Here is a 13855-nt window from a genome sequence, read left to right as displayed (position 1 = left end):
ACCCAACAAAAATATGCTCAACGACATCGTCAAGCGGCCCTTGCTATGGGTCATGCTGTACGGCGCCCTGGTTGCCTACGGCATCTATGCGCTCATCAACATCCACTCGGAAGTCCTGCCGCAGTTCAACATGCCGCAGGTGAGCATCGTCGCCCAGTTGCCCGGGGCGACCACACTCGACCTCGAGGGGTTAATCGCCCGGCCTGTCGAGGCTGAGCTCACGTCGCTTCAGTCCTTGAGCGACGTGCGGACGGTCGTGAGCCAGGGCTCAGTCAAGATTGAAGCGCGGTTCGCAGAAGGGACAACCGCCGCAAGCGCGCTGCAGGACGTCAACGGCGTGGTGGGCCGCGTCAATGGCGCGCTTCCCAAAGGGACGAGCGTGACGACGGAAATCTCCGGCAACGCAATCAACGAAGTCGCGGACTATGCAATACAGATTCCAGACGGTGTAGATGCCTCACAGGTACAGCGTCTGGTCGAATCGAACTTCGCGCCCCGTATCCGGGCGGTGGCGGGCGTTCAACGCGTGTCCGTCGTCGGACCAGGCGCGGACGCAATATGGGTGCGGCCCGACCTCGGGAAGCTGCAGCGGTTCAACGTCTCTGCATCGGCGCTCACATCGTCACTGGAAACCACGACCGCGATGGTGCCGAGCGGATATGTCGACCTGGGGCACCAGGACGTCTTTATCGAAGGTAGAAATCTTCCAACTGAGCCGTCCGCCTATGCTGGGGTGTCCGTGCAGGCGCCCGGTGGCGGTGTTCCGCTCGGCGCAGTGGCTGACGTTGTCCGCTCAGCCCTACCGTCACACCACGCGGTCAAGCTCGACAACCGGCCGACCATCGCGCTGATTATCTTCAAGCAACCAGGCGCCTCGACCGTGCCGGTTGTCGACGCAGTGGACAAGACGCTACGTGAGCTTGAATCCCAACTGCCACGCGGTACGCGCTTCGTGCGCATTTACAGCCAGGGGCACATTGTCGGGGTGGTCGCCCAGGATTTGACACGGAACCTCGCTATCGGCGCGGTACTGGCCGTTGCCGTCCTGTTCTGGATGCTCGGCGCGAGTCGCGGAATCTGGGCACTCGCCTTGAGCATCCCGCTCTCGCTTCTGATGGGTATTGCCGGCCTGTATCTGATGGGACAGACACTGAACCTGCTGACATTCGGTGCCCTTTCGGTTGCGGTTGGCTTGCTGGCCGACGACGCCATCATTGTGCTTGAGAGCATCTACCACCGCTGGGAGCTAGGTGATGGCCGGTGGGAAGGGGTGGCTCAGGGCTTGCGCGACATCGCGGGTCCCGATATTTCCGGCACGCTGACGACCGTCTCGGTCTTTCTGCCGCTCGCATTCGTGGGCGGCCTCGCCGGACTGTTCTTTGTGCCGTTCTCACTGGCGATGACCGTGAGCCTTATCGCCTCGCTCATCATCTCCCTGAGCCTGATTCCGCTTGTACTGGGCTTCATCGGACCACACGTCGAAAGGCGCGCGACGTCAGGCTCGCGGGCGGTCGCGTGGCTCAAGAGCCATAACTTCCGGTTGCTGGATTTCACCCTGCGCCGCCCAAGGCTGTCCCTCTGGACGTGCATCGCTATCTTTGTGCTCTCGGTAGCAGGACTCGCGTTGGTGCCCGTCGACTTCCTGCCGCTGCCTAATGAGGAGGTCCTGCTCGAGAGCTTTACGCTGCCGCCCGGTACATCGTTACACGATGCCCAGGACGTTGCTGACCGCATAAGCAAGCGACTGCTAGGTCTTGGACCAGTCGCGCACGTTTTCGTACGCGTGGGCTCGGCATCAGGAACCTCCTACACCGAACCCGCTTACGCAGGTGAGATTCAAATCGCGCTGAAACCGAACGTTAATGCGAGCAGCCTCGATAAAATCGGGCAGCAGGTCCTCGACGCGTCGAAGTTGCCCGCTGTACAGACAGCGATTGGCACGCCGACACTGGAGCGTGTGGGCGAGACACTCTCCGGGTTGCCCCAGCCGTTCGTGATTGACGTGTATGGCGATTCCATGACGACCCTGCAGTCGCTCTCGTCTGAAGTGACAAGCCGACTCGCGGGCGTGCCCAAGCTGTCTGACGTATTCAACAACGATGGTTACCCCATCACCGAATTGCAGATTACCCCTGACCCAGCCGGTCTTGCCCTTCACGGCATCACTCCGGCACAGCTTTTCTCACAGTTGCACATCCTGCTGGCAGGACAGACGATTGCAACGATTCCTGAGGGCAACAGCCACCTGGACGTCTTCGTTCGACTGGCGGACCCCACACAGCTTTCCATCGAGCAACTGAAGCAAATCCCGGTCATGGCCAACGGCTGGGTCGCCTTGAGGGACGTGGCCGATGTCCACATGGCGACGGGGCCAAACGTCATCCGGCATCTGAATGGGCTTCGTGCAATCGAGATACTGGCCACACCGACCGCGCCGCTCGGGCAGGTCATCTCGGCCTCGAAGCGTGCGCTCGAAACGCTTCGCCTGCCGCCAGGATACGACGTGAAGTTTGGCGGCCTGTACCCACAACTGGAGCATGCCGCGCTTAACGTCGCTATCGCGGCGGCAGTCGCGCTGGCACTCATGCTTGGCATCCTGACGCTACAGTTTGATGGCCTGCTGGTTCCCGGGCTGCTTCTACTACAGATGCCTCTGGCATTTTCCGGCGGAGCAATCGCGCTGGTCGTGAGTGGTATCGGTCTGAACGCCATCGGCCTGATTGCGTTTCTGACGTTGATTGGCGTGAGCCTGAACCATGGCATCGTGCTCCTGCAACTGGTGAAGCGAAACGAAGCGCAGGGCCTGTCAGTGCTCGATTCAGTACGCGATGCAGTCGAGGTGCGATTCAGGCCAATTCTACTGACCGTGCTGACTGGCTCGCTGGGTCTGCTACCAACCGCGCTCGGCTTCGGAAAAGGCGCAGCTCCGGAGCAAGGGCTCGCCGTCGTTACACTCGGTGGGCTGTTATGGAGTGGCTTGCTCAGCACAAACCTGTTGCCAGCTCTCTATGTGTATCGACGCGAGCGGCAGCTCCGAAAGGCATCATAGGTGGGGCCGACAACAAATTTGCGTTGCAGACTGCGGTCCACTTCAATGTCCTGTTGCATTAGAGCGCGACAATGCAAGTGTTGAGGTAACTCGTCACCTAATAGAGGACACGTGCGGACTGATTCCATCGAGCGCCCCGGGACGCTCCGTCAAATCCCTCGCGGCATCTGGATGCTTGGCTTCGTGAGCATGTTCATGGACGTCTCGTCTGAAATCATCCATAGCCTTCTACCGATGTTCCTCGTAACGAGCCTCGGAGCAAGCGCCATGGTGGTTGGACTGATTGAAGGCGTTGCCGAGGCGGCTACGCCCATCGTCAAGATGTTTTCCGGGGCGCTGAGCGACTACCTTGGCAACCGGAAGTGGCTTGCGGTCATCGGGTACGGCATGGGGGCATTGAGCAAACCGCTGTTCGCACTGGCGCCCACAGCGGGACTCGTGTTGACTGCAAGGGTCGTCGACCGTATCGGCAAAGGTATTCGGGGTGCACCCCGAGATGCCCTCGTTGCTGACATCACGCCCGCACATCTGCGTGGCGCGGCCTACGGCCTTCGACAATCGCTGGAAACAGTCGGCGCGTTTCTTGGACCGTTGCTTGCGGTTGTCCTGATGCTGCTCTGGGCAGACAACTTTCGCAGGGTATTCTGGATAGCGGTGGTGCCGGCGCTCATCGCGGTTGCGTTACTGGCGTTCGGCATCAGGGAACCTGCACGGCAGCCGGGAGCGAAGCGTGTCAATCCGGTTACGCTCGAAAATCTGAAGAAACTATCGCGGGCATACTGGTGGGTCGTGGGTGTCGGCGCAGTGTTCACGCTCGCACGGTTCAGTGAAGCCTTCCTCGTTCTGCGTGCGATGCAAGGAGGCGTTCCGATTGCGCTCGTTCCCCTCGTCATGGTGGCGATGAACATCGTGTACGCCGTCTCGGCGTATCCGTTCGGAAAGCTAGCCGACTCGACGAGTCACACAAGGCTCCTGTCTGGCGGCCTCATTGTGCTTATCGCATCTGACATCGTGCTCGCTCATGGCAACTCGTGGCCCGTCGTGATAATCGGCATGGCCCTTTGGGGCTGCATATGGGGCTGACGCAGGGTCTGCTGTCGACCATGGTTGCGCAATCAGCGCCGCCCGCGCTGAAAGGCACCGCGTTCGGCTTCTTCAACCTGATGAGCGGCCTGGCGATGCTTGTCGCGAGTGTTGTGGCCGGTGAACTCTGGGACCGCTTCGGAGCGAGCGCGACGTTTTATGCCGGGGCAGGATTCTGCGTCGCGACGCTGTTTGTGCTGGCAAGCGGTACAACCACACGCAGCGGCAAAGCATGACCTGGCGTCTTCTTTATGAGCGCATCGGGGTCCGCAACCTGCTCGTGGCTGGGGTGCTGGTGATTGGTGGCGTATGGCTCTTCCTCGGCGTACTGGAGGATGTCATCAGTGGCGACCCGCTCGTCGCCGCCGACGTCCAGATTCATGCCGCGTTGCAACAGATTCGCTTCCCGTTACTCGATTCCCTGATGGTTGGCGTGTCAGAACTGGGAGACGCACCTGTCACGGTCCCTGTCATTCTCGTCGTCCTAGTTTGGCTCGTATCGCAAAAGAAGCTGCGAAGCGCCCTTTACTGGATTGCGGCCGTCGGGTTCGCGCAGCTCTTTGTAGTGACGCTGAAATTTGTCATCCATCGACCCCGACCGGCGTTGATGTACGACGGCGTTCAGGGTTTCTCATTTCCCAGCAACCACGCGACGCTAAGCGTCGTCACCTATGGTTTTCTCGCGTTCTTCGTCGCGCGCGCCTGGAGCAATGTCGCGCGGCTTCGCATCGCGATTGCTACGACTCTGTTCATTCTCCTCATCTCTTTTTCACGTCTTTATCTGGGAGCCCACTGGTTTTCAGATGTCCTCGCTGGAATGAGTTTTGGCGTGGCGTGGATAGCAACGGCGGCCGTGCTTCATTACGTTGGAGACGAAAAACAGAAGGATGCTACCTCGCTCGGCGTAGCGTCCTTCGTCACGTTTGCCATCAGTGCGACAGTACACATCATCATGCAGCACGGTGGCGACATGATTCGCTACGCTCCAGGGTAGCTTGCCGGGCACCGCCTGCAAGCGGCAGCAGAAAGCGAAAGCAGACGCTTTAAGCCTGCTTGACCTTCCGACCATGGGAAGCTTCAGGATGTGGGTTCCGGTTTGCCTTGGAGGTAGAAATGAAATTCGAAGTTCTGGATATATCATGCGGCGGGTGTGCCAACGCCATTACGCGCGCCGTCACCGGTGTTGACCCGGCAGCGAAGCTGAACATCGACATGGATGCAAAGCTCGTGACAGTCGATTCGACGCTCGTGCCCGACCGTGTGCTCGCGGCAATTGAAGCAGCGGGGTTTCACCCGACTGTCAAAGCGTAGTTGCATCGTGTCGTCCACGAGAGCCGAAACCTGACTCGGGACGTCATACCCTGGGGGTTGCCCGCATTTTCCTTCTAGCGTCGCTTTTCAAACTGGCGCTCCTGGGTCGATGCGAGTGACGCCCAGCGCCCGGTTGACGGTACCTCTAATCGCTACAAACGCTCACATGAGCAATGTCGCCATCCATCTCACCGTTACACGGAGTGACGTTTAATCAAGGAGATTCAAGATTCAAAGCTCAACCGCCCTCCGTGCCGCGTCCGCTTTCGCCTGCATGACGTTGGCTATCGCTGCTCTTGCCGCGAACGCTCAGCAGAGTGCGTCGATGCCTGGGATGAATATGTTCAGTTCGGCAGATACCGGGTCTGGCCCGTCGACAGCGGCGTTCAAGGAGGATGACGAGCGCATGATGAAAGGTATGGGTTCCCCTCCGTACACTGGAGATGCCGACAAGGATTTCGTGTCACATGATTCCCCATCACCGGGGCGCCATCGAGATGGCCGAGGTGGAACTGAAGTACGGCAAGGACCCTGAGTTGAAGCGGCTGGCTAGGAACATCATCAATGCCCAGCACGACGAATCCGGCTTTATGCAGAGATGGCAGGCGAAACACGGCGGCAAGTAACTGCCTGCGTCAATGCGCGTAAGCACTCCAATACGGACGCACCGCGAATCCAGCTAAGGCTACGGCACTTACCGGGCTGCGAGAAATGGCCCTTGTCGAGGAAGAGTCGCGCTCAGTTCCGACTGCGACCAATCACACGCTATCGAGGGCCGGCAGCGGCAAATCAGTCGTCGTCTTCGTGACGATGGTGTTCCCATCCACGGTGCCGACCGTGGTCATGCCATCGGCGTTCGTCGCCGTAATCGCCTTCATAGCGGTATCCGTAGCCATAGACTGGGGCAGGCGCGTAGACCACCTGCGGCGGCGCCTCGTACACGACCGCAGGCGGCGCGGCATAGACAGGACCGGGCACACCCAGAAAAACTCCGACGTCTACGTGAGCGAAAGCCACGCTGGATGCACACACAGCGGAGATGCCCACGGCAAGAGAAAGGATAGCGCGCTTCATGGAGTTCTCCTGTCCTGCTCAGTTCTGACGGGTGCCAGACACGACGAACGGCGCCGATTATAAGGGTGCCAAGCCGCAGCAGGTACGGTCGGATTGTCAAGTCTGTAACCGGCAGTAACCGTAATGGTCCCGCCGGTTTGGGAGGCTGATTACGACGCGCTCAGGGAGTCGCCCGAGACATGAACGCGCTCACCGACCTGGACCGGCGGCTGCGTCGTGTAGTTGAAATTCCGGTAGCTGCCGTCCTGCATCCTGACCTGCACCTGGTACCTCGTCGCCTTGCGCACGGCATGCTCGATACCATTGCCCGCCAGGCCACCGCCGACGGCGCCGGCAATCGTTGTCAGAACGCGACCACGTCCTCCGCCGACCTGATTTCCCAACAGCCCGCCAGCAACGGCCCCGCCTACGGCCCCGAGACCCGTTGTAGGCTCGGATTCCTGGACCGTATTGACGGCGACTACTTCGCCGGCGTTCGGGTCAACGGCGACCGGCCTCGGCGCGGGTTTTGCCGAGGATTGATATGCATCGTTGTTCGCATACCTCTGGGCCTGCTCAACTGGCACACTATGGTGATGATGGACGCGCGGCTGGGCCGGTGCTTCCTCCCGGGTCACGCGTTGCTCCACGTTCGGTTGCGGCGAAGCGACCGGTGCGCTGGCGATTTGTGCCGCGACCGGTATAGCTTGCGTCGTAGGCGCCGTCACAGCTCGGGACGTCGGAAGAATGCCCGTCATCGCCGCGATACCCGTAGCGCTGGCCAGGATGACGGCCACGGCTGCACCCGCAACCAAAGGGTGAATGCGACCACGCTGCGGTGAACTGGAAGTCAGGTTGGTGCTCATGTCGCGCTCCGTTGATGTGTGTCAGCAAGAACGCCGCAGCCGACAGAGCGGTGCACCGGCCCACTGCGAGATTTGTAAGCAGTTGTAGTGCTCTACGGCGGCTTCAAGGGGAAGCCTCCATGGCATGCAGAAAAAAAGGACCCGTACGTGCTGTCGGGTCCCATAAGGGATGGCTGTCGCCTGAGGTCAATGGCGGCACCGTAATGCCTTGATGACCCTGTATTGGTCTCGGCCGCAAGCCCGTACAACGTCCCCAGCGCTGGGCTGCGTAAGGGTGCTCTGCGGACGTCGACAGATGCAGGAACTGCAAACGACGAAAATTCAATTACAGGACGGCAGCGGTCGGGGCGCCAATTGAATCTGCCTATCCGGGGCACCCTTGAAGAAGGGTGTTTTTTTCTCTCGCCGCCACCTGCTGGATGCGTCTGCGCCCTTATTGCGATGGCGCTTCCGCCGGAGACCATCATCGCGATGGGTGACGAGGTCGTGGAACGGCACGCCGCTCTTTTCCACGCAAGCAGATATTTCGCCAGTGGAACTTCCGGGACCCGCTGGTGTAGCGGGAACCATAAACTGAGATTTTGGGAAGCATCCGTTGAGACATTTATTGGTGGGTGCGCTCCGATAGCTCACATGACGGCACCCAACTGACGTCACAGTCGCAGGAACGACCGCCACAGCGCTTGAGATGGCTGTCGTTTTCTCGGTCTGTGCAACATCATAGGATGGCTTTTCAGCCCGACTCCTGCTGCCTTGGCTGGTCGGCGCTTCTCGCCCGTGCTCCGGACCAATGGCGAAAGCGATTCCGCCTGCGACAGCTTCCCCCAGCTCACGCGCAGCGGTTTCGTTGCTCGCCGGAGTATCGTAGACGCGGGGGCGATTGCTGCTCTAGCGAATGCGCTTCTTGACGATAGGCGCACGGCGCTCACGGCCTCCGAAGACTCCAAGCGGCGGAAGCCGTTGAAGCGCTCCTATTTGTCGCCAGCAAAAACCGTGGAATCTGGCGAAGTCGGTGACGGTGGAGAGAGCGGACAGATGGGGCAAGCGCGCTAGTTCGGCGACCGGGACCACGAGTGGTTGCCCAACAATGTCAAAGCGATTTCATCATGCACACGGCGGTCGCCGGACACAGCTGCGCGAACTGCGTACTGGCTTGCAGTTCGACGGGCACGCTCGAGCGGTCAACAGATACATAGCCAAACCTCTGAAAGAAGTCGGCGGCACTCGTTGTCAGCAACCAAAGCTGAGAAATGCCCAAAGCGCGAGCAAGATTCTCTGAATGAGCCGTCAAGCTAGTCCCGAGTCCGTCACTGCGAGCAGCCTGTGCGACCACCAGCGACCGCAGCAGCGCGGGGCGGCCAAATTTCTCCAGTCCGACGCTGCCTACGAGGACGTCATCGGTATCTTCAGCGACCAAAAAGTCCCTTAGCAGGTCGGCGGTGACGTCGGAAAACGGAAGGTCATTCTCTGCCAGCAATGCTTTGATGGCACCAAGGTCGTCGCTTTTTGCAGCACGTATTTTCATGGCCTTTGTACGTCGTTTGAGGATTTTGGGCGGTGTGAGGCGACGCGCATTGAGTGCCGGCTGACCCGAACCGCTACGAAGAACGCTATTGCCGACAGTATCGAGACCAGAAAAACTGTCCACTCGACAGCGACGTAGCCATGAGTAAGACTCCAGATATTCGCTGCGGCAATCGGCGCTATTCCCTTTGCGATATTTGAGGGGAACGAAAGCATGCCGCTGACCGCGCCGTACCCTTCGGTCCACATGAGGTCCTGCACGATAGTGCCTCGCAGGATTGTCATCAGTCCGTTCGCGGCTCCGTAGCAAAGTGCGAAGAGCCACAGAAGCCCGGCCGAGTGACCGGCGCTTATCAGGACAATGGCCGACAGCGGGAAAAGCGTCACGACAATGATACCCACAGTGCTCACGTGCACGGTTCGACCGAACGTGAACCACACGGCACGCGCGGCCACTTGAGCGGGTCCAATGAGCGCCATGGTTGTGACCAGCACCGCATTCGACACGCCTCGCTCTACCATCAGCGGCACCAGGTGGAATGTGAGTGCCGCAAATGTCGCATAGTAGGCGGTGAAGCAGACAGCGAGCGCCCAGAACGTTGGCGTGCGCAGTGCTCGGCGCGTTGCAGCGTCGTTTGCCAGCCTCACATCGTCGCTGTTCGGCCGCGAACCAACGTCGGAACGTGACGAGCGGATGGCCACCACATGAATGGGGAGGCAGATAGCCAGGTTGAAGGCAGCGAGCACAATCAGTGATGTGCGCCAGCCGACCGAGCCCACCAGCAATTGAGTGAGCGGAATGAAGACAGTGCTAGCGAAGCCTGCGACTAGCGTAATGAGCGTGATTTTGGTCCTGAAGGACCCTGGATACCGATGGGTCACAACTGCGAAGACGGGGTCGTAGAAAGTCGCCGCCATCGAAATCCCCAGACCGACCCATACGACGAACAGCACTGTAAGTGACTGAGCATCAGCCCAGAGCAACAACATGGCTGACGTGATAATCGAGCCCACGGCCATGACCCTACGACCGAGTCCGTGGTCAATCCAGCGGCCAATCGGATAGGCAGCAAACCCGGAGACCAGCAGTCCAACCGACAATGCAGCGTTTGTCGCCGTGCGGCTCCAACCCATGGTCTGCTCCATGGGTACGACCAACAGAGAGAACGAGTAATACACGGAGCCCCACGAGACAAGTTGCGCTAGCGCCAAAGCCCACGTAACGAGTCTGTCCTGACTATCTGCCGGGGTGCTGTTTGCGCTGGCGCTCTCACTTGGGCGCGACGTTGTGCTCAATTTATTCAGCCTCTCTCATCTGGCTAAGGTTATGGACGTTGCCGCTACCGGTGCGAAAGGCGTCACAGCAGAAGAAAGTTGCTGAGGCCAACCTGTGCGCGATTGCGGCGGCGACCTGCTCGTGAATGGGCGGCGTCAACGTCGGCAGAGCGAGTTGCGGCGCCCTGTTCACAAAGCCGAGATAGCCGATTCCATTGCGTTTGCAGAATCGCTCGACGCGCCGCGCGACAAACTCCGCTCTAACTTGCGTAAGCGCCGCGCTGACCCCTGTCCCTTGTACCGACATCGTCAATGCGACGAAAAACTTCGCACCTTCGTCTGCGAGGCCCATCAGAAGGACCGCTGCAGACGAGCCGCCCGGAGCAAGAAAACGTGCAAGCGGGAGCTTCTCGTCGACTGCTGGCGTTAGCAATCTCGCTGACGTGGTGCGTCCCGTCTCGTTCTGAAACGCCTGCGCCACGTCCATCGCGAGAGACGTGCAATCCGGCCTTATTTTCCCGGGTGCCTTTCCCCGCTTCTGGCTGTGAGCCAGTTGCGCGCCCATGGGCCATCAGCATCAGAAGCCCCTGCATCGAACGGCAATGCCACCCGCCTGACACAGGGAGAAGCGATTCAGGCATAACCGGTTCGTTGTACCTCATGAAGTCGCCCCGAAGATTTCATATTTCCAGAATACCGGAATTGTCGTAGAATGCAAGCAGCCGAGGGCGCAAAATTTCGACTGGCCAGAGATGGCGGCGAAACGTCTTGAATTGACCGGATATTTCCATATACTTGGAATTATCAAATAGCAGAGATACCAGATGACAGTTCATCCAATCGATGGCGACCGCAGCTTTCCGGCCGCCCAGCAACAGTTCTTCGACTCAGACATCGCGGCTCGGCTTGGAATGCAGGGGCAACCGCCTGTGCGGATACTGTTGCTCTACGGCTCGCTGCGGGAGCGCTCGTACTCAAGACTGCTCGTCGAGGAGGGTGCACGACTGCTGCAAACTTTTGGCGCCGAGACGAGGATTTTCGACCCGCGCGGTCTTCCGCATGCCGATGACGTCGACGTCAAGAACCATCCGAAGGTGAAGGAGCTACTCGAGCTGTCGCTGTGGTCGGAAGGACACGTCTGGTGCAGCCCGGAGCGCCACGGCACCATCACCGGCCTGATAAAGACACAGATTGACCACCTGCCACTCGTCAGCGGCGGTATCCGCCCGACGCAGGGGCGCACGCTGGCTGTCATGCAGGTCAGCGGTGGCTCACAGTCGTTCAACTCGGTGAATCAGCTTCGTCAGCTTGGAAGATGGATGCGCATGTTTACCATCCCCAACCAGTCGTCAGTTGCCAAGGCGTTCGAAGAGTTCGATGAGGCAGGCCGGATGAAGCCCTCGTCTTACTACGACCGTCTGGTCGACGTGATGGAGGAGCTCGTCAAGTTCACGCTGCTGCTGCGCGGTCGTGCCGACTATCTCGTCGACCGGTACAGCGAGCGGGTGAAGGAAGAGCGTCCGCTCGACCCGGCCACTGACCTTGCTTCTCGAGCAATCGCCAACCATTCCCGCAAGGAACCGCAGGCGAGCAATCAATAAAGGACAGTGATGGCAACCCTCGATTCGAAGCTGGCAGTCAAGGCGCTCGCGGCGCTCGCACAGGACACCCGTCTTGCAGTCTTCCGTCTTCTGGTGATTGCTGGACGGTCGGGCATGAGTCCGGGGGCTATTGCTGAAAAATTGGGGCTTCCCGCGCCTACGCTGTCCTTCCACCTGAAGGAGCTCACTCACGCGGGTCTCGTTGAAAGTAAGAGTCAGGGGCGGCACATCATCTACAGCGCCAGCTACGACCACATGCAGGCGCTCATCGATTTCCTGATGGAAAACTGCTGCGCAGCGGAGCAATGCGCTTGCGCGCCCAACGAAGCGGAGGTGTAAATGAAGCGATTTCACGTGCACGTTGTTGTCCCGAAGCTAGACGAGAGCGTGCGGTTTTACAGCAGCATGTTCGGTGCAAATCCGACTGTGCTCAAGGACGACTACGCGAAGTGGATGCTGGAGGACCCACGAGTGAACTTTGCCATCTCTGCGCGAGGAGGCGAAGCCGGAGTCAATCATCTCGGCTTCCAGGTCGATAGCGAAGAGGAACTCACTGCGCTACGGGAACAGGTTGTCGCTGGAAGCGTGGAGATACAGGACCAACCCGGCGCGCAGTGCTGTTACGCAGCGTCGGACAAGTACTGGACGCAGGACCCGGCCGGCGTGCCTTGGGAGACGTATCACACGCTTGGAGACATCCCATTGTTCGGCGCGGATAGTCACGAGAAGACCGTGGCAGGTGCGAGCAGCGCATGCTGCGCTCCTGCCGTATCGATACCGGCCGTCGTCCAACGAAAGGTTGGCTGTGGCTAACTCCGCGCACTTGCCCGGCGCTCGCTGGGCAACACGCGAGCATTGGTAATCCGACGGAGGCGACGAGATGTCATGCGATTGCGGGTCGGCGTCAGCCAGGAACAGTGAGGAGCGGCGCACGCTCCGAATCGCACTTGTCCTGAATGCGACCATGTTCGTGGTTGGCATGCTGGCCGGATGGAGGGCTGAGTCTAGTGGCGTGATAGCCGACGCGCTCGATATGTTGGCCGATGCGAGCGCATACGGCCTCGCATTGATGGCGGTAACAAGGGGGGCACGCTTCAAACAATACTCGGCGCGGTGGACCGGCGGGACACTGCTGCTCCTGAGCGTCGGCATCGTGGTCGATGTCGCCCGTCGATTCTTCATCGGGAGTGAGCCTCTCGGCTTCGTGATAATTGCGTATTCACTTCTGTCGCTAGCAACGAACGTCGCCGTTCTGGCCCTACTCGCTAAGCACCGGTCGGGAGAAGTCCACCTGCGCGCGAGCTGGATTTGCACGCGTACTGACGTCATCGCGAACGTCGGTGTGTTGACCTCGGGGATAGTTGTGTTTGCTACCGGATGGCGCTACGCCGATTTGGCCGTTGGACTGGCTATGGGCCTCTATGTGGCGAAAGAAGCGGCGGAGATATGGGAGCAGGCTCACAGCGCGGCACAAACCCAGAGCGCGACCGGATGATGGTAAGCGGTGGATTTAGCACACGGAATGGAGAATCGTTTGCAAGTAACGGCCGAGCGTAGCCGCACCGCGTCGGTTGAGATCAACCGGCGATGTCTGCATCGGGGTGATGGGAGCGCGCGCAGTCATGATGACCGACGCGTGTTCAGTGCGTTAGCCGGTCTGTGCCTTAGCCGGCTGTTGCTGCGCATAATTGAACGGTAACAGGTCGGTCACGTCTGCGCCCGGCGCACGCTGCGGCAGCTCGGTGAGTATATACAGCAGATAGTCGTAAGGCTCGACGCCGCAAGCCCGGCATGTCAGGACCAGGCTGTAGATCGTGGCACTCGCCTTTGCGCCATCCACCGTGTCGCTGAACAGCCAGCTTTTCCTCGAAGTGGCAAACGGCCTTATATCGCGTTCGCACACATTGTTATCGATGGGGGCGCAACCGTCGGTGACGTAGCGGCTGAGATACTCCCATTGGTTGCGCGTGTATGCAATCGCCTTGCCGAGCAGGCTCTGGGGTGCCACCTTCGGCGCCAGTTCATCGAGCCACGCCTTGAAGGACTCAAGCAGCGGCACACTATGCTTTTGCCGCAGGTCGTACGTGAAGTCG

General features: G+C 59.8%; 13 protein-coding genes and 2 pseudogenes. 9 read left to right on the top strand and 6 right to left on the bottom strand.

The window, feature by feature from the left end:
• Positions 1-13: 13 nt before the first annotated feature.
• The 5 genes and pseudogenes from F6X42_RS33800 (at position 14) to copM (ending at position 6069) form a co-directional block, all read left to right on the top strand.
• Entirely contained in the window at positions 14-3049 is a 3036-nt protein-coding gene (locus F6X42_RS33800; RefSeq protein WP_187638337.1) for an efflux RND transporter permease subunit, read from the top strand.
• Positions 3050-3160: 111 nt separating this feature from the next.
• Positions 3161-4368 (top strand): annotated as a pseudogene (locus tag F6X42_RS33795) (MFS transporter).
• On the top strand, positions 4365-5126 hold the full coding sequence (locus F6X42_RS33790) for a phosphatase PAP2 family protein (protein ID WP_187638336.1): 762 nt from the start codon (positions 4365-4367) through the stop codon (positions 5124-5126). Before F6X42_RS33795 ends, F6X42_RS33790 begins: the two are co-directional and overlap by 4 nt.
• A 119-nt stretch (positions 5127-5245) precedes the next feature.
• Positions 5246-5443, top strand: a complete 198-nt coding sequence (locus F6X42_RS33785; protein ID WP_187638335.1) for a heavy-metal-associated domain-containing protein — start codon at positions 5246-5248, stop codon at positions 5441-5443.
• A gap of 274 nt (positions 5444-5717) precedes the next feature.
• Positions 5718-6069 (top strand): annotated as a pseudogene (copM, locus tag F6X42_RS33780) (CopM family metallochaperone).
• A 163-nt stretch (positions 6070-6232) separates the two neighbouring features.
• Here copM and F6X42_RS44495 read toward each other — a convergent pair.
• The 5 genes from F6X42_RS44495 to F6X42_RS33760 all read right to left on the bottom strand — a co-directional run bounded on the left by F6X42_RS44495 (position 6233) and on the right by F6X42_RS33760 (position 10726).
• A complete protein-coding gene (locus F6X42_RS44495; protein ID WP_246530342.1) occupies positions 6233-6517 on the bottom strand; it encodes a hypothetical protein in 285 nt (94 codons plus the stop codon).
• Between the two features lie 149 nt (positions 6518-6666).
• On the bottom strand, positions 6667-7362 hold the full coding sequence (locus F6X42_RS33775; protein WP_187638334.1) for a glycine zipper 2TM domain-containing protein: 696 nt from the start codon (positions 7360-7362) through the stop codon (positions 6667-6669).
• A gap of 1090 nt (positions 7363-8452) precedes the next feature.
• Entirely contained in the window at positions 8453-8887 is a 435-nt protein-coding gene (arsN2, locus tag F6X42_RS33770; protein ID WP_187638333.1) for an arsenic resistance N-acetyltransferase ArsN2, read from the bottom strand.
• Positions 8884-10182 (bottom strand): MFS transporter, encoded by a 1299-nt coding sequence (locus tag F6X42_RS33765; protein ID WP_187638332.1) that lies wholly within the window; start codon positions 10180-10182, stop codon positions 8884-8886. The genes arsN2 and F6X42_RS33765 overlap by 4 nt, the downstream gene beginning before the upstream one ends.
• A gap of 1 nt (position 10183) precedes the next feature.
• Complete coding sequence (locus tag F6X42_RS33760) at positions 10184-10726, bottom strand: hypothetical protein (protein ID WP_187638331.1); 543 nt, start codon at positions 10724-10726, stop codon at positions 10184-10186.
• A gap of 259 nt (positions 10727-10985) precedes the next feature.
• On the opposite strand from F6X42_RS33760, the gene arsH reads away from it, so the two are divergent.
• From arsH to F6X42_RS33740, 4 genes are all read left to right on the top strand, one after another.
• Positions 10986-11762, top strand: coding sequence for an arsenical resistance protein ArsH (arsH, locus tag F6X42_RS33755; protein WP_187638330.1), 777 nt, complete (start codon positions 10986-10988; stop codon positions 11760-11762).
• Between the two features lie 9 nt (positions 11763-11771).
• Positions 11772-12101 (top strand): ArsR/SmtB family transcription factor, encoded by a 330-nt coding sequence (locus tag F6X42_RS33750; RefSeq protein ID WP_187638329.1) that lies wholly within the window; start codon positions 11772-11774, stop codon positions 12099-12101.
• Positions 12102-12575 carry an ArsI/CadI family heavy metal resistance metalloenzyme gene (locus tag F6X42_RS33745; RefSeq protein ID WP_187638328.1) on the top strand — a complete coding sequence of 158 codons (474 nt, stop codon included), beginning with the start codon at positions 12102-12104 and terminating at the stop codon, positions 12573-12575. It abuts the gene before it with no gap.
• Between the two features lie 67 nt (positions 12576-12642).
• Positions 12643-13257: a cation efflux transmembrane domain-containing protein gene (locus F6X42_RS33740; RefSeq protein WP_187638327.1), complete on the top strand. Its 615-nt coding sequence runs from the start codon at positions 12643-12645 to the stop codon at positions 13255-13257.
• 153 nt (positions 13258-13410) lie between these two features.
• Here the strand turns inward: F6X42_RS33740 and F6X42_RS33735 are convergent.
• A partial coding sequence (locus tag F6X42_RS33735) for an IS66 family transposase (RefSeq protein WP_187638326.1) occupies positions 13411-13855 on the bottom strand: 445 nt, incomplete at its 5' end.

The sequence above is a fragment of the Paraburkholderia podalyriae genome, assembly GCF_014397785.1.
GTDB lineage: Bacteria > Pseudomonadota > Gammaproteobacteria > Burkholderiales > Burkholderiaceae > Paraburkholderia > Paraburkholderia podalyriae.
This window is presented reverse-complemented; position numbering and strand designations above follow the sequence as displayed.

Bases quoted from the DNA above. Each gene is read 5' to 3' on its own strand.
- F6X42_RS33800 (WP_187638337.1), top strand. From the start codon at position 14: ATGCTCAACGACATCGTCAAGCGGCCCTTGCTATGGGTCATGCTGTAC.
- F6X42_RS33740 (WP_187638327.1), top strand. From the start codon at position 12,643: ATGTCATGCGATTGCGGGTCGGCGTCAGCCAGGAACAGTGAGGAGCGG.
- F6X42_RS33775 (WP_187638334.1), bottom strand. From the start codon at position 7,362: ATGAGCACCAACCTGACTTCCAGTTCACCGCAGCGTGGTCGCATTCAC.
- arsH (WP_187638330.1), top strand. From the start codon at position 10,986: ATGACAGTTCATCCAATCGATGGCGACCGCAGCTTTCCGGCCGCCCAG.
- F6X42_RS33785 (WP_187638335.1), top strand. From the start codon at position 5,246: ATGAAATTCGAAGTTCTGGATATATCATGCGGCGGGTGTGCCAACGCC.
- F6X42_RS44495 (WP_246530342.1), bottom strand. From the start codon at position 6,517: ATGAAGCGCGCTATCCTTTCTCTTGCCGTGGGCATCTCCGCTGTGTGT.
- F6X42_RS33790 (WP_187638336.1), top strand. From the start codon at position 4,365: ATGACCTGGCGTCTTCTTTATGAGCGCATCGGGGTCCGCAACCTGCTC.
- F6X42_RS33745 (WP_187638328.1), top strand. From the start codon at position 12,102: ATGAAGCGATTTCACGTGCACGTTGTTGTCCCGAAGCTAGACGAGAGC.
- F6X42_RS33750 (WP_187638329.1), top strand. From the start codon at position 11,772: ATGGCAACCCTCGATTCGAAGCTGGCAGTCAAGGCGCTCGCGGCGCTC.
- F6X42_RS33760 (WP_187638331.1), bottom strand. From the start codon at position 10,726: ATGGGCGCGCAACTGGCTCACAGCCAGAAGCGGGGAAAGGCACCCGGG.
- arsN2 (WP_187638333.1), bottom strand. From the start codon at position 8,887: ATGAAAATACGTGCTGCAAAAAGCGACGACCTTGGTGCCATCAAAGCA.